The sequence below is a fragment of the Pseudomonas rustica genome, from assembly GCF_049959085.1.
GTDB lineage: Bacteria > Pseudomonadota > Gammaproteobacteria > Pseudomonadales > Pseudomonadaceae > Aquipseudomonas > Aquipseudomonas rustica.
This window is the reverse complement of record NZ_CP188200.1, coordinates 5,417,447-5,436,546: the sequence shown is the minus strand read 5'-3', so window position 1 is coordinate 5,436,546 and position 19,100 is coordinate 5,417,447. Positions and strand designations below refer to the sequence as shown.

Sequence of the window (19,100 nt, the reverse complement as noted above, 5' to 3'; positions counted from 1 at the left end):
AGCTGCCGCAGGCTGCGATCTTTTGCTCCTCAGGACTTGCCGGACAAATCCGCCATGCCCTTGAGCAACTCAATCGGCAACGGAAAAACAATCGTCGAACTCTTGTCGCCGGCAATCGAGCTCAGCGTCTGCATATACCGCAACTGCATCGCCCCAGGCTGACGCCCGAGCATTTCCGCAGCCTGCATCAGTTTTTCCGACGCCTGCAACTCACCTTCAGCGTGGATCACCTTGGCCCGCCGTTCCCGCTCGGCTTCGGCCTGCTTGGCGATGGCGCGCACCATCGATTCGTTGAGGTCGACGTGTTTGATTTCGACGTTGGCGACCTTGATTCCCCACGCATCGGTCTGCGCATCGAGCACTTGCTGGATGTCGATGTTCAATTGCTCGCGTTCGGCCAACAGTTCATCCAGTTCATGTTTCCCCAGCACCGCGCGTAAAGTGGTCTGCGCCAATTGGCTGGTGGCCGACAGATAATCCTCAACCTGAATAATCGCTTTCTGCGGATCGAGTACGCGGAAATACAGCACGGCGTTGACCTTCACCGACACGTTGTCGCGAGTGATCACGTCCTGCGGCGGCACGTCGAGCACAACGGTGCGCAAATCGACCCGAACCATTTGCTGCACCACCGGAATCAGCAGAATCAGGCCCGGGCCTTTGACCTGCCAGAAACGTCCGAGCTGGAACACCACGCCGCGCTCGTATTCACGCAGGATGCGGAATGTCGAGCCGGCGAGGGCAATCACCAACAACAGCAGCGCAACAAAACCGATTTGCAGACCCATGATCACTCTCCGAGCGGCGCCGCGTCAGTCGCGGCCACTTCCAGCATCAATCCCTTGCGAGCCACTACGCGCACCGATTGCCCGGTTTGCAGCGGTGTCGCGCTGAGCACTTGCCAGCGTTCGCCTTGCAGTTGAATCCAGCCGTTACGCGCATCGCCCGGTTGTACGGTGGTGATCGCGGTGACGCTGCCGAGCAGTCCGGCATCGCCACTGACGGCGTGACGCGGACGGGTTTTCAGCGCGCGAATCAGCAAAGCGATCAACAGCACAGCGCTGATCAATCCGAGGCCGATCATCATCGGCACGGGCAATTCGGCGTTGCTCAAAATCAACGCGCCGATGACAAACATGATGATCCCGCCCAGACCGATCACCCCGTAGTTGGGCAGTGCGGCTTCGGCGATCAGAAACACGATGCCCAGCGTGATCAGCCACAGACCGACCGGGCTCATCGCTGGCAATGAGGTGTCGGCGGCGAAGGCGGATGCGCTTGTCAGCAGGAGCAAGGCGAAGGCACAACATCGGCTGTTCACGTGACTCTCCATGAGCGTCAGTGGCGGGTTCTTTCAGTCTAGTTGAGGGTTGCTCTGGATGAATTTTGATCAATGTGCGGATGTGTCCGGTGAGCGGATTTCCCTTCGTCAGCGGCCCGCCGAACTAGACTCAAAACACAGCAACCACCTTCCGCGCGACACCGAGGTGCATCATGCGAATGGCAAAAAAGGTGCAAAGCAGCCTGACCCGGGCGCATTGCGAATATGACGTCGTTGCTCATCGACATTCATCGAGCAGCCTGGAAACCGCGCGCGTCGCCGGCGTGCCAGCGGAACGGGTGGCCAAATCGATCATCCTCGACGACCACCACGGGCATTACCTGATGGCCGTGCTGCCGGCCAGTCGTCATCTGGACTTGAGCAAAGTGCGCAACAGCGGCGAATGGCAACTGACCCGCGAAAGCAACCTGGCGCACATCTTCGACGACTGCGAACGCGGCGCGGTACCGCCGCTGGGTGACTCGTACGGGCTGGACATGGTCATCGACCCGTTGCTGACGCGGCAGAAAGATATTTATCTGGAGGCGGGCAACCACAATTATCTGTTGCACATGAGCATGCCGGAGTTTCTGAAAATGGTGCCGCATGCTGAGGTGCGGGAGTTGAGTCATTAGGATTTGCAGTGGTCTCGCTGGCCTCATCGCGAGCAGGCTCACTCCTACAATGGGATTGCATTGCACCTGTAGGAGTGAGCCTGCTCGCGATTAATCTTCCATACACCCCATTTTTGAAGGAGCTCAGCAATGGAACAACCAACCCACAGCCTCCCCTCCCTGTTCAAACAACTCGGCCTGGACAACGACCCGGTCAGCATCGACCAATTCATCGCCACCCATTCCCCGCTTAAACCAGAGTTGCACTTGGCCGATGCGTTCTTCTGGACGGAGAGCCAGGCGCAGTTTTTACGCGATGAGATTCTGGAGGATGCCGATTGGGCGGAGGTGGTGGATCAGTTGAATGTGTTGTTGCGCAAGGGGCGGGCGGGCTAATCGCTACTTTGGGAAAGGCCAGGCCCGTGCCGTATGAACCAGCGCCATAATCCAGATCACATCCTGATCTGGCTGGTAGACAAGCCGGTAGCTGGGGTGGGGAATTAATTCGCGAGTGCCGGCAATGATACCAACCGGGCCAAATTTGGGATTTTGGGTCAGGCGTGAAGCCGCTTCGGTGAAGCGGCGATCCATGTCGAGCGCTGCGCCTGGATTTTCTGCGTGAAGGTAGTCCCAGATTTTTTCGCGATCCTGTACGGCATTTTTACTCCAGATAATCTTCATCCTTGATTTTCTACCTGCCTGCGCCTGGCGGCGAATTGCGCTTCAACTTCCTCGTTGGAAACGCCTTCACCCGCTGCCATCGATTCTCTTGCAAGGTCGACTTTTCGTTGCAGGAAGACTTCGTATTCCCGGGCTTCCTGCTGTGTGCGAACAAACTGGCGCATCATTTCTCGCATGATCTGCGAAGCAGGACGATGGGATGCCTGCGCCTCAGCCATGAATTGCTCACGCAGCTCCGGCTCGAGCTTCATTGTAAAAACGGCTTGTTTTGACATCTGCAGATTCCTTCAAGATTTTCGGTACTGACGAGGTATATACATCGTCATCACATGGTTTAGAAAGCTTCAGTTTGTGCGAGCGACCAGTGGAGCAATTTGTTTCAAAACTTGACTGAAATTCCCCTCCAATGCGATATTGATAGTTAGCAAACTAACAGTGTGCATTTCCCCGTGTCCGATTCCCTCGACGCTCTCCAGATGAACATCAGCAGTGCCATGGTGGTGGCCGCCAGGCATTGGCGGAAGATCTGCCAGACCACGCTGGTCAACTATGGAATCTCCGAAGCCTGCGCTGTGCCGCTCTTGATGATCGGGCGTTTGGGCGAGGGTGTGCGGCAGGTGCAGGTGGCGCAAGCGGCCGGGATGGAGAGTCCGTCGCTGGTGCGTCTGCTCGATCAGTTGTGTCATTCGGGTTACGTCTGCCGTACCGAAGATGCCCATGATCGCCGCGCCAAGTGCCTCAGCCTGACCGATACCGGCCGTGAACTGGTGCAAGCGGTGGAGATCGAACTGGTACGTCTGCGTCATGAAGTGCTTGAGGGCATCGACCAGAGCGATCTGGAAGCTACGCTTCGGGTACTCAGAGCTTTTGAGGCGGCCAACCCGCCATTGGTGGTTAATTCTTGAACGGTTTTTTCTCCGGCATTCCGCCGGCCCGGGACTGGTTCTACGGGGTGCGGACTTTTGCAGCGTCGATGATCGCGCTGTACATCGCCTTGCTTATGCAAATGCCACGTCCGTATTGGGCGATGGCGACGGTCTACATCGTCTCCAGCCCGTTCCTCGGCCCGACCAGCTCGAAAGCGTTATACCGTGCGATTGGCACTTTTCTCGGTGCGGCGGCGGCAGTGTTTTTCGTGCCAATGTTTGTGCAGAGCCCGTATGTGCTGGTGGTGGTCATCGCGCTGTGGACGGGGATTCTGTTGTTCATGTCCCTGCATTTGCGCACCGCCAACAGCTACGCATTGATGCTCGCCGGTTACACGTTGCCGCTGATTGCCTTGCCGGTGGTGGATAACCCGCTGGCGGTGTGGGACGTGGCGGAAGCACGCACGGAAGAGATTTTCCTCGGCATCGCCGTCGCCGCCGTGGTCGGTGCGATGTTCTGGCCGCGACGCTTGGCGCCGGTGTTCAACGACGCCGTGAGCAAGTGGTTCGCCGACGCGACAACCTACAGCCTGAAATTCCTCAGCCGCGACGTGCAACCCGAAGAAGTCACCGCGCTGCGCATGGCCATGGTCGCCAACTTCAACAGCCTCGAATTGATGATCGGCCAGTTGCCCCACGAAGGCTCGCGACCGCAAACCGTGCGCAACACCAAAGAATTGCGCGGACGCATGATTCATCTATTACCGGTGATCGATGCGCTGGAAGATTCGCTCTACGCCCTCGAACGGCGCACGCCTGAGCTGGTGGAAAAATTCGAACCGCTGCTGGCCGCGACCCGCGAATGGCTCGGTCATGAAGACGCCGATCTCGACCGCTGGCAAGCGCTGAAAGATCAGCTCGAAGCCCTGCAACCGAGTGCCGAAGCACTGGAAGATCGCCGGCAACTGCTGTTCTCCAACTCGATCTACCGGCTCGGTGAATTCATCGATCTGTGGCAGGACTGCCGCAGCCTGCAGGACGCGATTGTCTGCGAGCGCCAAGACAACTGGCGCGCGGTTTACCGCCATTGGCGATTGGGTCGGCTGACACCGTTTATCGACCGTGGGCTGATGCTCTACTCGGTGGCCTCGACCATTCTGGCGATCATCACCGCCTCGGTGCTGTGGATTCTGCTCGGCTGGCCGGACGGCGGCAGCGCGGTGATTCTGGCGGCGGTGGCGTGCAGTTTCTTCGCCTCGATGGACGACCCGGCGCCGCAGATTTACCGGTTCTTTTTCTGGACTGGCATGTCGGTGCTGTTCGCCAGCCTTTATCTGTTTTTGATTCTGCCCAACCTGCACGACTTCCCGATGCTGGTGCTGGCGTTTTCCATCCCGTTTATCTGCGTCGGCACGCTGACGGTGCAGCCGCGCTTCTACCTCGGCATGCTGCTGACGCTGGTCAACACCTCGTCGTTCATCAGTATTCAGGGCGCTTACGATGCGGACTTTTTCGCTTTCGTGAACTCCAACCTGGCGGGGCCGATCGGTCTGCTGTTCGCGTTTATCTGGACGCTGGTGGCGCGCCCGTTCGGTGCCGAATTGGCAGCGAAACGCCTGACCCGTTTCAGCTGGAAAGACATCGTGCACATGACCGAGCCGGCCAACCTTGCCGAGCACCGCAAATTGGGTGTGCAGTTGCTCGATCGACTGATGCAGCACCTGCCGCGTCTGGCCCTCACCGGGCAGGACACCGGCATCGCCATGCGCGAAGTGCGCGTCGGTCTGAACCTGCTCGATTTGCTCGCCTACACGCCACGGGTGACTGGCGCGCCGAACGCTTTGTTGCAGCAGGTGGTCAGTGAAGTCGGTGAGTATTTCCGCGCTTGCCTCAAGGCTGGTGAACGCTTGCCGGCGCCTGCGCCGTTGTTGATGACCATGGATCGCACCCGCCGCGCACTCAATGGTCACGGCGATGATGAAACCCGGCTAAACCTGTTGCACGCCTTGAGCGGTTTGCGTCTGGCGTTGCTGCCCGGCGTCGAATTCGTTTCCAACGCCGAGCCCGAAGAACCGCTGCCCGATGGAGCGCCCCTATGATCGGTGATCTGGACATCAGCGGCATTTTCCTGCCGACCTTGCTGGTGTTGATGGGCATCACTTATGTGCTGTTTTTGTTGGTGCATGCCGTGCTTACGCGCGTGCACTTTTACCGTCTGGTCTGGCACCGGGCATTGTTCAACGTGGCGCTCTACGCGGTACTTCTGTACGGCGTGGACTCACTCAGTCGATACCTGATGACATGAAAAAACCGTTTTTGACCATCGGTCGCGTGGTACTGACCCTGCTGATCGTGACTTTTGCCGTTGTCCTCGTCTGGCGCATGGTGATGTATTACATGTTCGCGCCGTGGACCCGTGACGGCCACATTCGCGCCGACATCATCCAGATCGCCCCGGACGTGTCCGGGCTGATCCAGCAGGTTGAAGTGAAAGACAACCAGTTGATCAAGCGCGGCCAGGTGCTGTTCAGCATCGACCAGGATCGTTTCAAACTGGCCCTGCGTCAGGCCAAAGCGGCTGTGGCTGATCGCGAAGAAACCCTCGCTCAGGCTCAGCGCGAAGCCAAACGTAACCGTGGCCTCGGTAACCTGGTGCCGGCCGAGCAACTGGAAGAAAGCCAGTCGCGTGTGGCCCGTGCGCAATCGGCACTGGCCGAAGCCACCGTTGCGGTGGACAGCGCTCAGCTCAACCTCGACCGTTCGGTGATTCGCAGCCCGGTCGACGGCTACGTCAACGACCGCGCGCCGCGTCCGCAGGAATTCGTCACCGCCGGACGCCCGGTGTTGTCGGTGGTCGACAGCAATTCGTTCCACATCGACGGCTATTTCGAAGAGACCAAACTCGACGGCATTCATGTCGGCCAGTCGGTGGATATCCGTGTGATCGGCGACCGTGCGAAATTGCGCGGACATGTCGAAAGCATCGTCGCCGGCATCGAAGACCGCGACCGCACCAGCGGCAGCAACCTGCTGCCGAACGTCAATCCGGCATTCAGTTGGGTACGGCTGGCGCAGCGGATTCCAGTGCGGATTGCCTTTGATGACGTGCCGGAAGATTTCCGCATGATCGCCGGGCGCACTGCCACGGTATCGATCATCGAAGACTCAAAGGTCGACGATAAAAAGCAGGAGCCCGCGCAATGAGCAGGGCCCTGATGATCGCCGGGTTGGGCGTGATGTTGTCGGCTTGTCAGATGGTCGGGCCGGACTATCACGTGCCTGAGAATTCGGCGGTTCAGCGCAAGGATTTTCAGGGCGAACTGGCCGTCGACGGTAAACCTGTGGTCTCGGCACCGGTGCCGGCGGATTGGTGGCGACTGTATAAAGACCCGCGCCTCGATCAACTGGTGCAGCAAGCGATGGCGTCCAACACCGATCTACGTGTTGCGGCGGCTAATTTGCAACGCGCCCGCGCTCAGGTCGATGAAGCCGAAGCGGCCGGTGGCTGGAGCGCTGGCGTGAAAATGGGCGCCGAGCGTTTGCAGGAATCCGGACAGGCGTTTTTGCTGCCGGAAAAAGTCCCGGTGGCCAATATCGGCGACATCGGCATCAGCGCTTCTTACCAATTCGATCTGTGGGGCACCTTGCAGCGCGGCATTGAAGGCGCCAAGGCCAACGCCGACGCAACGCAAGCCGCCGCTGACACCGCACGCATCACCTTGGTCGCGGACGTGGTTCGCGCTTACACACAGGTCTGCGCGGCCAACGAAGAACGCGAAATCGCTCAGCATTCCCTCGACCTGCAATCGCAAGGCACCACGCTGATCCAGCGTCTGCGCGACGCCGGCCGTGGCGACGAAACCCAGGTCACCCGTTCGCAAACCCAATTCAAATCCCTGCGCGCCGACATGCCGCGCTATGAAGCGGCGCGTCAGGCCGGGTTGTTCCGACTGTCGATGCTGCTGGCGAAGCCGGTCGATCAATTGCCCGCAGGCACTGCGACCTGCGCCGAACTGCCGAAAATCGCTCAATTGGTGCCGGTCGGTGATGGCGCCGCACTGCTCAAACGTCGTCCGGACATTCGTCAGGCTGAACGTCGTCTGGCCGCTGCGACTGCCGGGATCGGCGTTGCCACTGGCGAGTTGTACCCGGACATCAGCATCGGCGCGACCATCGGCACCGTCGGCATCATCGACGACCTCGGTGATCCGTCGACCAATCGCTGGGGTTTCGGCCCGTCGCTGAGCTGGAAAGTGCCGACCAACGGCGCCCGCGCGCGCATCCGTGAAGCCGAAGCGACGACCCAAGGCGCGCTGGCGCACTTCGACGGCGTGGTGCTCAATGCCATTCGCGAAACCCAGACCGGCCTCGCCCAGTACAGTGCGCTGCTGCAACGCCGCGATGCACTGGCCGATGCCGAGCAGTCGGCGAAACTCGCCGCCGACCAGACGCACCGCTTCTTCCAGGCCGGCCGCGAGTCGTTCCTGGCGGATCTGCAAGCGACCCGCACCTACACCGATGTCACCGCGCAACTGGCCGCCGCCAACACTCAAGTTGCGATGAGCCAGATCGATTTGTTCCTCGCCCTCGGCGGCGGTTGGGAAAGCGGACGAACGCACGCTCCAAGCCCCGGCAAACCCTGAGGCCGTTGCTATGCTTTGAAGTGTTGGAAGGGCGCCCCGTGCAAAGCACCCTTCCAGCGCACATTGCTAGCGCTGGTCTAGGGGAAACCAATAATGAAAAACCCTTACGCTCTCGGCTTCTGGTGCGCCCTTGCAGCGTTGGTGCTGCTGTCGGCCACCTATTTCTACGGCATCATGCTGGCCCACCAGATCGACAAGGCCATGATCTTTCTCGACAGCGTGACGGCGCTGATCGCGGTCATGGCGATCGTCGGTGTGGCGTGGGCGTCGATCCAGGTTCAGCGGGTGAAAAAGCGCCAGCTCGAACAGGGCAAGACGCGGGTGCTGATCTGGGACACCAAAGTCGCCCTGCGCCGGGTCGAAACGGTGTTCGACCGGTATTTCTGGGGCAGCTACTGGCAACCGGGCCGAACGTTCGCCGAAGTCATGGGCGAACTCACCGGCACACCGCTGGAAAAAAGCCTCGAAGCGCTGAAAAAACAGTGCCTGGAACTCGACAAGCAGATTGATGGCGAGGGCTGGCACTGGCTCAACAACGCCCGCGAACTCTCCGATGTCGCCACGGCCATGGCCCGTGAGCGTTATCAGCTGGATTTCTGCGATCCGCGCGCCGATGGGCCGGGTGGGGCGGTGATCGATCGGGATTTTGAAGTGCTTGTTTATACCTGGACGGCGCGGCTGAAGAGCTTTGATCATCAGCTGGATGAGATTGAGGTTCAGTATTCCTGAACAGCAAAAGATCGCAGCCTGCGGCAGCTCCTACATTGGAACGCGTTTCCCTGTAGGAGCTGCCGCAGGCTGCGATCTTTTTGCTTTCCCGAGTGTCCATAGACACTCTTTCACCTTTAATCATTGGGTCACTTCCCGCGCCCGGTGCTAATCTCCACCGCTGAATTAAGCGGAGTCGAGCCGCAACCCGGTCACGGGTTCAGGGAAGACGACCACACTCATAGCCACGGAAATCGATCAGGTCATTCATGAATAAATCAGCAGGCGTGCTTCTCGGAATTGTTGTTGCCATCGGCGCGATCAGCGTGGGCGGGGCCTGGTACACCGGGACCAAGATCGAAGGCGTGTTGAACGACGCCGTCAGCAACGCCAACAAAGAACTGCAAACCGCCATGGCCGGCTCCAACGGCACCGCGTCGCTGGAACTGGTGTCGCTGGATCGCCACACCTTCACCAGCACCGCGCACTATCGCCTGAAAGGCGAAGGCGAGATGTTCGGCGATGCGCCGGTCGAGTTGCTGTTCGTTGACCACATCGAACACGGCCCGCTGCCGTTCTCGCGTCTGCTGTCGCTGAAATGGCTGCCGGTCATGGCCACCAGCAACTACGAGCTGGAAAAGAACGCCGCCACCGAAAAATGGTTTGCCGCGACCAAAGGCGCCGCGCCGCTCAAAGGCGTGACCAGCATCGGCTACGACGAATCGACCAACAGCACCCTCGAACTGGTGCCGTTTGAAACCGCGCTGGACGACAAATCGAGCCTGAAATTCTCCGGCCTGAACATGGACATCGCCGCCAACGCCAAGGCGCAGAAGGTCAAGGCCAACGGCTACATGGACAACCTGAAACTGGTGACCGTGGCTGAAGATCAGGCGCCGGTACAGATCGAACTCAACGGTCTGACCCTGGCCAGCAACCTCGCAAAAAGCACCTACGGCTACTACACCGGCGAAAACACCATCGAGCTGACCAGCAGCAAATCGACCTTCGGGCCGAAGCAGTCGGTGCTCGGCGTGAAGAACTTCGAAATGAAGAACCTCACTGAAGAAAGCGGCAGCAATGCCTCCGGTCGCGCCGACTACAAGATTGGCGAAGTGTCGTTCAACGACAAGAAAATCGGCTCGGCGAACCTGGCCATGAGCCTGAAAAACCTCGACATCCCGTCGACCCTGTCGTTGATGCAGATCTACCAGACCAAGCTGCAGCCGTACGAAAAAGCCGCCGCCGAGGCTGCCGCGCAAGGCTTGCCAGCGCCAGAGCTGAACCTGACCGAAGCGGAAGACGCGCAAGTCAAAGCCGATCTGCAAAAACTGCTGGCTGCCGGCCCGCAATTTGCGCTGGAAAACCTCTCGTTCAACACCGCCAACGGTGAGAGCAAGGCCAATCTGGTCATCGACCTGACCAAGCCGCAATCGATGGATCTGCCACCGGATCAACTGGCCAAACAACTGATCGCGCTGCTCGACCTGAACATTCAGGTGTCGAAGCCGATGCTGATCGATCTGCTCAGCGTGCAGGCGCAACTCGACGGCCAGACCGATGCTAAAGCGATCGTTGATCAGTCCAAGGAAGCGGCCGACATGTTCGCCGGCATGGCGGTCGGTTCGCAGTTGGCCGTCGTCGACGGCAGCAACGTCGTGACCAAGCTGCATTACGCGGCCAATCAGGTCGAATTCAACGGCCAGAAGATGACCGTTGAGCAGTTTGTCGGCTTCCTGATGAGCAAGTTCGGCGGCGTCACGCAAGTGCAGTAATTCTGCGCGCTTAATAGCAACGCCCGGCCTCTGTACCGCACAGACGCCGGGCGTTTTGCTGTCTGGGGTTTGGGTTTTTGACTTTTCGGCAGAACCGCCATGGCGATTCTGAACAATTATTGTGTTCTCGATATTGGTCTACGCTTGCGTGCAAGACTGCCTGACTAAGCTTGGCCGAGGCTGTGAGTTTCGGCCACCGTTACGAATGGGCAAGGAGGGCATTGCGACCCGGCTGGCCATGTAAGGATGCTGACGAATGCCGCGTATTGATGTTCCCGTATTGCATCGTGGTTTACGCCCGTTGTTCCGTGTCGCGCTGTGCAGCCAATTGCTTTGGCCGGTCATGGCGTTTGCCGACACACCCTATGATCAGATGGTGCGCGATGCCCGTGCCGGGCAGTACACGCCTGCGCTGACGGTGTTGCGTCAGGTGCCGGCGGGTCAGTCGACCACCGGGCAGATCAGCGATCACCTGCAAATCGCCAGTTGGGCCGGGCTCGACGCTGAAGTTGTGCAAGTCTATGAAACCCAGGGCCGCGACCGCGTGCTGCCGGTGCAGGCACTGACCGCCACCGCGCGTGCTTATCGCAACCTCAAGCGTTGGGATCAGGCGACTCAGGTCTACAACAAGGCTCTCGCGCTGGAGCCGGATAACGCCGACCTGCAACTGGGCCTGGCCCTGACGCAAGCGGATGGCGGTAAACCCGACCAAGCCGTGACGCGCGCCCAAGCGCTGGTGGCTGCCAAACCCGATGACCCTGCACGCCGCCTCGCGCTGGGCTACGCACTCAATCGCGCGGGCAAACAGTACGACGCGCTGTTCGAATACGATCAGGCTTTTATTCGCGCCGGCAACAAACCGGAAGTTGCCCGTGAATACGTGGTCGCCCTGCAAAAGGCCCGTCTGCCAGAGCCCGCGCTGCGCCTGGCCAACCAACGTCCGGGTCTGATTGATCCGGTCACGCTGCGTCGCCTCGAAGGTGATCTGGCCGCTGAGCGTGTGCGTCTCGCCGAAATGGCCAGTCGCAGTGAAAAGGAACGCTACGTCATCGCCGATCGTGCGCTGGCTGACTACGACAAACTCCTCGCCACCTGGACGCCGGACGCCAGCGCCAAGGAAGACGTGACCCGCTGGCGCATCGACCGCATGGGCGCGCTCAAGGCCCGCGCGCGCACCGCCGACGTCATCGCTGAATATCAAAAGCTGCAAGCCGAAGGCGTGCAGATTCCGACCTACGCATTGCGTTGGGTCGCGGCGTCTTATCTCGATCAGCGTGAGCCGGAAATCGCCACCGACCTGTATCGCCAAGTGCTCGCCGCGCCGGACGCCGACGTCGGCAACCGTCTCGAAGACAGCACCGCGCTGTATTACGCGTTGCTGGAAAGTGACCGTGCCGACGAGGCACGCAAAGTCGCCGAAGACGCCGCCAAATCGCAGCGTCCGCGCATCGAGCTAAAGGGCTTGCCAGTCGGCAACCCGAACGATGAATGGATGGACGCGCAACAACTCGCAGCGCAGGCCGGCACCTACAGTTCCGATCTGCCCCACGGCGAACAAAGCCTGCAGACGTTGGTCGATCAGGCGCCGGGCAATACCGGTTTGCGTCTGGCCCAGGCCGATTTGTACCTGGCCCGCAACTGGCCACGCCGCGCAGAAATGCAGCTCAAGGAAACCGAGAGCATGGTGCCGCGCGACATGGGCCTGGAAATCGGTCAGGCACACACCGCGATGGAATTGCAGGAATGGCGGCAGATGGATGCGCTGACCGATGACGTCGTCGCACGTTATCCGGACAACCGCCAGGTGCAGCGTCTGGCCCGTGAGCGTGAAGTCCACGACATGTCCGAACTGCGCGTCGAAGCCTACGGCGGCAAGGCCAACGGTGGCGGCAGCAGCGGTGCAGGCGCCGTCAGTGGCAGCCGCGATTTCGGTATTCAGAGCACGATTTACAGTCCGCCGATTGATGAAGACTGGCGTGTATTCGCCGGCGTCGGTTACGCCACCGGTGATTTTGCCGAAGGCACCGGCAACCATCGCTTCCAGCGTGTCGGTCTGGAACGGCGCACCCGCGACATGACCCTCGAAGCCGAAGTCTCCAATCACGATTACGGCTACGGCGACAAACAGGGCGCGCGTCTGGCGATCGCCCGCGACATCAACGACCACTGGCAGTACGGCGGCAGTCTCGAATACCTCTCGGCTGAAACACCGCTGCGCGCGCTCAACAGCGACATCAAGGCCAACGGCGGCAGCGGTTTCATCCGCTGGCGCGCCAACGAAAGCCGCGAGTGGCGCTTGTCGGTGAGCCCGTCGCACTTCAGCGACGGCAACGACCGTGTCGAAGCCTTGCTCACTGGTCGCGAGGGCGTTTACAGCGCACCAAACATTCAGGTCGATGCCGGTCTGGAAGTCGGCACCAGCCACAACTCCAAGTCTGACGACGTGCCGTACTTCAACCCGAAATCCGACTTCAGCGTGATGCCGCTGGTCAACGTCAACCACGTCCTCTACCACCGCTACGAAACGTCCTGGAGTCAGCAATTCCAGGCCGGCGCGGGGACGTACAGCCAGCGTGATCACGGCACCGGCGGCATGGCTTTGCTCGGCTACGGCCAACGCTATGCCTGGAACGACGTGTTCGAGGTGGGCGGTTTGTTCAGTGTGATCAACCGGCCTTACGACGGTGATCGGGAGACCGATCTGCGTCTGCTCGTCGACCTCACTTTCCGCTTCTAGAAGAGTTTGAAGATGCCTTTGATTTCGCGTTTCATCCTTCTGCTGGGAGTGCTGTTGATCAGCGCTTGCGCCCAGCAAGCTCCGGCCTTCGCGCCGCCGTCCGAGCGCCCGGTGGCGGCCAGCGAAAAACCGTGGCCGAAAAACCACGTACTCGGTATCGCCTACCACGATATCGAGGATCGCGATCCCGATCAGGCCGTGGTAGCGGTGCGCACCGAGCGCATGATCGAGCAACTCGCCTGGCTGCGTGAGAACGGCTACAAACCGGTCACGGTCGACCAGATCATGGCTGCGCGCAAGGGCGGCCCGGAGCTGCCTGCGAAAGCGATTCTGCTCAGCTTCGACGATGGTTATTCGAGCTTCTACACCCGCGTGCTGCCGGTGTTGCGCGCCTATAACTGGCATGCGCTGCTGGCGCCAGTCGGCAGCTGGATCGACACGCCGCTGAATCAGCCGGTGGATTTCGCCGGCACGCCGCGTGCGCGTTCTGATTTCCTCACTTGGGATCAGGTGCGCGAAATCTCGAAATCCGGTCTGGTGGAAATCGCTGCGCACACCGACGCCAACCACAAAGGCATTCTGGCCAACCCGCAGGGCAACATGCAGCCTGCCGCCGCGACCCGTCGCTACGATCCGGTGACCAAACGTTATGAATCCGAGGCCGATTTTCAGGCGCGGATCCGCACTGACGTGAACAACATCTCGGAGAAAATCCGCAAGGTCACCGGCAAGAAACCACGGGTCTGGGTCTGGCCGTACGGCACGGCGGACGGTACTTCGCTGACCGTGGTCGGTGAGCAGGGCTATGAAATGGCCCTGACCCTCGATGACGGCCTCGATACCCTCGACAACCTGATGAGCAGCCCGCGCTTCCTCGTCGCCTCCGATCCTGACGGCGAGCATTTCGCCAACAGCGTCGTCGCGGTGCAGTCCGATTTCGCCATGCGCGTGGTGCACGTCGATCTGGACAACGTCTACGACCCGGATCCGGCGCAACAGGACATCAACCTCGGCAAACTGGTGCAGCGCATGGCTGACCTCGGGGCCAACACGGTGTTCCTGCAAGCCTTCGCCGATCCGAAGGGCGATGGCCTGGTGCATTCGCTGTACTTCCCCAACCGCCACTTGCCGGTGCGCGCCGACCTGTTCGACCGCGTTGCCTGGCAACTGCGTACTCGCGCTCACGTGAAAGTCTTCGCGTGGATGCCAGTGCTGAGTTTCGGCCTCGATTCGAAGCTGCCACGCGTGACGCGCTGGGATCCGAAAACCGGCACCACGTCAGTCGATCCGGATCAGTACAAACGCCTGTCGCCGTTCGATCCGGAAGTGCGGCGGATCATCGGTGAAATCTACGAAGACGTGGCGCGACTGACCTCGGTCGACGGCATTATTTATCACGACGATGCGGTGCTCTCGGATTTCGAAGACGCCGGCCCGCAGGCGCTGAAGGTCTACGCCGCCAACGGCTTGCCGGGTTCGATCGCCGCACTTCGCGATGATCCGGCGGCGATGCAGCGCTGGACGCGTTTCAAGAGCAAATACCTCATCGATTTCACCAACGAGCTGACTGCCAAAGTCCGCGCCATTCGTGGCCCGCAGGTGCAGACGGCGCGCAATATTTTCGCCGAGCCGATGATCAACCCGGCCAGCGAAGCGTGGTTCGCGCAGAACCTCGACGACTTCCTCGCGACCTACGACTGGACGGCGCCAATGGCCATGCCATTGATGGAAAAACAGACGCAGGCGCAGTCCGGGCCGTGGCTGGAAGCGCTGGTCGAAATCGTCAAAAAACGTCCCGGGGCACTGGATCGCACGGTGTTCGAATTGCAGGCGCGGGACTGGACGAAAAAAGACCAGGCCGACATTGACGCAGCGGTGATGGCGGACTGGATGGGCCGTCTCAAGCGTCAGGGCGCGACCAGTTTCGGTTACTACCCGGACAACTTCCTCGACAACCTGCCAGACCTGAAAATCGTAAGGCCTGCACTCTCCAACAAATGGAATCCATAACATGCTGGATAGACTGTTAGCCCTGCTTGTTCTGGCGATCGTCCTCGGCGTTCCGCTGGGGCTGATCTTCCTGGTGACCGGGCAGTTCCTGATGGACTTCGTGTTCTTCTACCCGTTGTTCATGTCCGGGTTGTGGATTGCCGGTGGCCTGTATTTCTGGCTGCACTGGGAACGCCACTGGCCGTGGAAGGACGACACCCTGCCGCCGCCACTGGAAGGCGAACCGCTGATCTCGATCCTGATCCCTTGCTACAACGAAGGTGACAACGCCGCCGACACGATCCACGCCGCGTTGGCTCAGCATTACCCGAACATCGAAGTCATCGCGATCAACGACGGCTCCAAGGACAACACCGCGCAAGTACTCGACGCGTTGGCTAAGGAAGATCCGCGCCTGCGTGTTCTTCACCTGGCGGAAAACCAGGGCAAGGCTGTCGCCCTGCGCATGGGCGCAATTGCCGCGCGCAGTGAATATCTGGTGTGCATCGACGGTGACGCGCTGCTGGCGCCGAACACGGCGGCCTATCTGGTTGCGCCGATGCTGGACAACGCACGCCTTGGAGCGGTCACCGGTAACCCTCGGATCCGCACACGTTCGACGCTGGTCGGGCGGGTTCAGGTTGGCGAGTTCTCCTCGATTATCGGTTTGATCAAACGCACGCAACGGGTGTTCGGGCGAATCTTTACCGTGTCCGGTGTGATCGTCGCGTTCCGCCGTACCGCGCTGAACCGGGTGGGTTACTGGAGCCCGGACATGATCACCGAAGACATCGACATCAGCTGGAAGCTGCAACTCGATCACTGGAGCATCTTTTACGAACCGCGCGCGCTGTGCTGGATTCTGATGCCGGAAACCCTCGGCGGCTTGTGGAAGCAGCGTTTGCGCTGGGCTCAGGGCGGCGCCGAAGTGCTGTTCAAAAACATTCGCGGCATCTGGCAGTACCGCCATCGTTACCTGTGGCCGCTGCTGTTCGAATACTGCCTGTCGACCGGTTGGGCGTTCACCTTCCTGCTCTCGGTGATTTTCTGGGGCGTTGGCAAATTCGTGGTCATGCCGGAAGCCATCGCGGTGGATCACCTGATGCCGCCGGCCTTCACCGGTTTGCTGTTGGCTTTCGTCTGCCTGGTGCAGTTCGCGGTCAGCATCATCATCGACCGCCGCTATGAGCCCGGTCTGGGCAAGACCATGTTCTGGGTGGTCTGGTATCCATTGGTGTTCTGGCTCATCAGCCTGCTGACCACGCTGGTCAGTTTTCCGAAAGTGCTGTTCGGCCAACATCAGAAACGTGCGCGTTGGGTCAGCCCTGACCGGGGCATCAAACCGCTCGGCGACGACGAAGAAGAGGTCATCAAATGAAAATCATCCGGACTCGCCAGCGGCCATTCCTGGTAGTGATCGACGTGATCCTCACCGTGTTGGCGTGGGTTGGCTTGTTGTATCTGCTGATTCGCGGATTGTGGCCGTTGATCGAAACGCATGCGGGCGCGCCGCGTATCGACAACTCGGCGTTCGATGCGCTGGGCACGTTGCAGATCTACATGTGGATTGCGTTGGTCAACGCGGTGGTGCTGATTTCCTGGGCGCGCTATCAACAGCGTAAAAGTCGCAGCTTCGCCCAGCGTCGTCTGCCGTCGCCGGTGATTGACGATGAGGGCCTAAGCAAGAGTTTCAAGCTGTGCGATGACCGTTTCCAAAAATTGCGCACGCCGGGCGTGATGACCATTCACAACGATCAGGATGGCGACATCAGCCATGTGGTGACGCATTTCTGGCCAGTCAAACAGGCCGAATTGCCAGCACCGCTGGCACCACTGGAGCACCCCCGGGTGATCTTTCTGCATGCCGAAGATGACGAAAATCGCGAGCCGGTGAACCGCATTACCTGAATCGATCGTTCCCACGCTCCGCGTGGGAACGCCTCTTGGGACGCTCCGCGTCCAGTGACGCGGAGCGTCACGGGCTGCATTCCCACGCAGGAGCGTGGGAACGATCAGATGGTAAAACCCTTTGTAGGAGCTGCCGAAGGCTGCGATCTTTTGATTTTAAAGATCAAAAGATCGCAGCCTTCGGCAGCTCCTACACGGGACACAGGATCGGTGATCAGATCTGGATGAGGGCCCAGGCTTCTTCCATCATCAGCGGTTGTTTCATGCGTTCGGCGAGCATTGCCATCGCTCGTTCCTTTTCGCAGGCCACCGCGGCGACCAGAATGCCGTTTCTGCCGAACAACCCAATAAACGGCGGATGCTCCGGCTCGCCAAGGAACTCGACCTCATCCCAATGCTCGGCATGGCCAAGGTAGTCGTAGTTCTTGCCGAAATGCCACGTCCAGAAAAACGGCACGTCCAGATAATGCTCCTCGCCGCCAAGCATATTGGCCGCCGCGATGCGCGCATGTTGCTGAGCCAGGCGCCAGTGTTCGATGCGTTGTGGCTGGCCGTGCAGCGGGAAGGTGGCGATGTCGCCAATCGCCCACAGTCCTTCGGTAACGCGCATGCCGTCATCAACGCGCAAAGATTTATCCTTTTCCCTCGGCAGTGACGCGAACGCCTCGGTCGCCGGGTGTACGCCGATCCCCGCCAGTACCAGATCGGCTGAAATGCGCAGTCCGTTGTCCAGCAGCACCGCCTCGACTTTGCCGTCGCCAATAATCTCTGTCGCCTCATGATCGGTGATGAATTTCACGCCTTTTTCTTCATGCAGCGCGCGGATCGCTTTGCCCACCGCCTCGCCGAATTGCGCCGCGAATGGTATCTCGTGGCGCGCCAGCACCGTGACGTCGAGACCGTGCTGGCGCAGGGCCGAGGCGCATTCGAGGGCGATAAAGCTGTCGCCGATGATTACCGCGCGTTGATCGGGGCTGGCCGCTTTCATGATCTGTTCGGCCTGGGCTTTTGAGCGCAGGACGAAAACTTGCGGCAGGTCGGCGCCGGGCAATTCCAGTGGATTGGGTTCGCCGCCAGTGGCCAATACTGCGGCGTCGTAACTCAACGTTTGGCCGTCATTGAGGTGCAGTGTTTTAGTCCCGGCATTGATGTCAGTGATTTCGCTTTGCAGGCGTTCGATGCGCTGCTCTTTATAGAAACTTTCATCTCGCAGCGGCGGTGTTTCTTCCGGCGGCATGTCCCCGGCGAGGACAAATTTGCTCAGCACGGTGCGGTCGTAACCGGCGTCGGGTTCGCGGTCGATCATCACGATGCGGCCACCAAAACCCTTTTCCCTCAGGGCCGCCGCACACACGGTGCCCGCTGCCCCCGCGCCGACAATCACGAAAGTGCGCGCATCGTCGGCCGGCGGCGTGTGCGGATCCGCCAGCGCTTGGTCATCGACCCAAACCTCATCGCCACGCAATTCCAATGGATAACGCTTGAGACTGTCGAGCGCCGGTGGCTCGCACAACGCGCCGTCCTCCGCCCGAAAAGCAGCCTTGTGCCACGGGCAAATCAGCCGTCCGTGACACAACGCGCCGTCAGCCAGCGGCGCGCCGGCGTGTGGGCATTCGCCCTGAAACGCGCGTAGCTGGCCTCCCGCACGCAGCAAAACGATCTTGCAGTCGCCGATTTCAACTTGCAGGCCACGGTCTTCAGGGACATCGGCGAAGCGGGCGACACGGTGCAGGGACATGATCGGCTTCCTCACAGGCATTTCTCTTACGAGTTTGCGCCGTGGTGCGAGGTTCAGCGATTTCCTGGTGCCACGGCACGAACGGTACAGCTATAGTCTGCAAGCCGACGACGGCCCAAC

At 60.2% G+C, this 19,100-nt stretch carries 18 protein-coding genes; 13 read left to right on the top strand and 5 right to left on the bottom strand.

Translation table 11 applies throughout. The features are described from left to right. Window positions 1-29: 29 nt before the first annotated feature. Both ACP3TY_RS24755 and ACP3TY_RS24750 read right to left on the bottom strand, forming a co-directional pair. A complete protein-coding gene (locus ACP3TY_RS24755) occupies window positions 30-788 on the bottom strand; it encodes a slipin family protein (RefSeq protein ID WP_007917711.1) in 759 nt (252 codons plus the stop codon). Between the two features lie 2 nt (window positions 789-790). Continuing rightward, entirely contained in the window at window positions 791-1,321 is a 531-nt protein-coding gene (locus ACP3TY_RS24750; protein WP_426618704.1) for an NfeD family protein, read from the bottom strand. 173 nt (window positions 1,322-1,494) lie between these two features. Here ACP3TY_RS24750 and ACP3TY_RS24745 point away from each other — a divergent pair, with 173 nt between their 5' ends. Beyond that, entirely contained in the window at window positions 1,495-1,956 is a 462-nt protein-coding gene (locus tag ACP3TY_RS24745; protein ID WP_053116446.1) for an aminoacyl-tRNA deacylase, read from the top strand. A gap of 129 nt (window positions 1,957-2,085) precedes the next feature. Continuing rightward, window positions 2,086-2,331: a DUF2789 domain-containing protein gene (locus tag ACP3TY_RS24740; protein ID WP_400646037.1), complete on the top strand. Its 246-nt coding sequence runs from the start codon at window positions 2,086-2,088 to the stop codon at window positions 2,329-2,331. A 3-nt stretch (window positions 2,332-2,334) separates the two neighbouring features. Here the strand turns inward: ACP3TY_RS24740 and ACP3TY_RS24735 are convergent, their stop codons facing one another. Continuing rightward, window positions 2,335-2,616, bottom strand: coding sequence for a type II toxin-antitoxin system RelE/ParE family toxin (locus tag ACP3TY_RS24735; protein ID WP_426618703.1), 282 nt, complete (start codon window positions 2,614-2,616; stop codon window positions 2,335-2,337). Continuing rightward, a complete protein-coding gene (locus ACP3TY_RS24730; RefSeq protein ID WP_400646040.1) occupies window positions 2,613-2,891 on the bottom strand; it encodes a CopG family ribbon-helix-helix protein in 279 nt (92 codons plus the stop codon). Before ACP3TY_RS24730 ends, ACP3TY_RS24735 begins: the two co-directional genes overlap by 4 nt. A gap of 201 nt (window positions 2,892-3,092) precedes the next feature. On the opposite strand from ACP3TY_RS24730, the gene ACP3TY_RS24725 reads away from it, so the two are divergent. The 11 genes from ACP3TY_RS24725 (at window position 3,093) to pgaD (ending at window position 17,242) form a co-directional block, all read left to right on the top strand. Continuing rightward, window positions 3,093-3,521, top strand: coding sequence for a MarR family winged helix-turn-helix transcriptional regulator (locus tag ACP3TY_RS24725; RefSeq protein ID WP_008080307.1), 429 nt, complete (start codon window positions 3,093-3,095; stop codon window positions 3,519-3,521). Next, entirely contained in the window at window positions 3,518-5,581 is a 2,064-nt protein-coding gene (locus tag ACP3TY_RS24720) for an FUSC family protein (RefSeq protein WP_426618702.1), read from the top strand. The genes ACP3TY_RS24725 and ACP3TY_RS24720 overlap by 4 nt, the downstream gene beginning before the upstream one ends. Next, a complete protein-coding gene (locus ACP3TY_RS24715; protein WP_007917703.1) occupies window positions 5,578-5,787 on the top strand; it encodes a DUF1656 domain-containing protein in 210 nt (69 codons plus the stop codon). Before ACP3TY_RS24720 ends, ACP3TY_RS24715 begins: the two co-directional genes overlap by 4 nt. Next, window positions 5,784-6,686: an efflux RND transporter periplasmic adaptor subunit gene (locus tag ACP3TY_RS24710; RefSeq protein ID WP_053116451.1), complete on the top strand. Its 903-nt coding sequence runs from the start codon at window positions 5,784-5,786 to the stop codon at window positions 6,684-6,686. The genes ACP3TY_RS24715 and ACP3TY_RS24710 overlap by 4 nt, the downstream gene beginning before the upstream one ends. Then, window positions 6,683-8,125: an efflux transporter outer membrane subunit gene (locus ACP3TY_RS24705; RefSeq protein ID WP_053116452.1), complete on the top strand. Its 1,443-nt coding sequence runs from the start codon at window positions 6,683-6,685 to the stop codon at window positions 8,123-8,125. Before ACP3TY_RS24710 ends, ACP3TY_RS24705 begins: the two co-directional genes overlap by 4 nt. A gap of 93 nt (window positions 8,126-8,218) precedes the next feature. Then, entirely contained in the window at window positions 8,219-8,854 is a 636-nt protein-coding gene (locus ACP3TY_RS24700) for a hypothetical protein (protein ID WP_053116453.1), read from the top strand. 248 nt (window positions 8,855-9,102) lie between these two features. Beyond that, on the top strand, window positions 9,103-10,608 hold the full coding sequence (locus tag ACP3TY_RS24695; protein ID WP_426618701.1) for a YdgA family protein: 1,506 nt from the start codon (window positions 9,103-9,105) through the stop codon (window positions 10,606-10,608). Window positions 10,609-10,864: 256 nt separating this feature from the next. Next, the gene (pgaA, locus tag ACP3TY_RS24690) at window positions 10,865-13,345 is read left to right on the top strand and encodes a poly-beta-1,6 N-acetyl-D-glucosamine export porin PgaA (protein ID WP_426618700.1); all 2,481 of its coding nucleotides are present in this window, start codon (window positions 10,865-10,867) and stop codon (window positions 13,343-13,345) included. A gap of 12 nt (window positions 13,346-13,357) precedes the next feature. After that, window positions 13,358-15,355, top strand: a complete 1,998-nt coding sequence (pgaB, locus tag ACP3TY_RS24685) for a poly-beta-1,6-N-acetyl-D-glucosamine N-deacetylase PgaB (protein WP_159811943.1) — start codon at window positions 13,358-13,360, stop codon at window positions 15,353-15,355. Window position 15,356: 1 nt separating this feature from the next. Further along, on the top strand, window positions 15,357-16,712 hold the full coding sequence (pgaC, locus tag ACP3TY_RS24680) for a poly-beta-1,6-N-acetyl-D-glucosamine synthase (RefSeq protein WP_159811944.1): 1,356 nt from the start codon (window positions 15,357-15,359) through the stop codon (window positions 16,710-16,712). Next, complete coding sequence (gene pgaD, locus ACP3TY_RS24675; RefSeq protein ID WP_053116458.1) at window positions 16,709-17,242, top strand: poly-beta-1,6-N-acetyl-D-glucosamine biosynthesis protein PgaD; 534 nt, start codon at window positions 16,709-16,711, stop codon at window positions 17,240-17,242. Before pgaC ends, pgaD begins: the two co-directional genes overlap by 4 nt. A gap of 214 nt (window positions 17,243-17,456) precedes the next feature. Here the strand turns inward: pgaD and ACP3TY_RS24670 are convergent, their stop codons facing one another. Next, window positions 17,457-18,980: an FAD-dependent oxidoreductase gene (locus tag ACP3TY_RS24670; RefSeq protein ID WP_426618699.1), complete on the bottom strand. Its 1,524-nt coding sequence runs from the start codon at window positions 18,978-18,980 to the stop codon at window positions 17,457-17,459. Window positions 18,981-19,100: the final 120 nt, after the last annotated feature.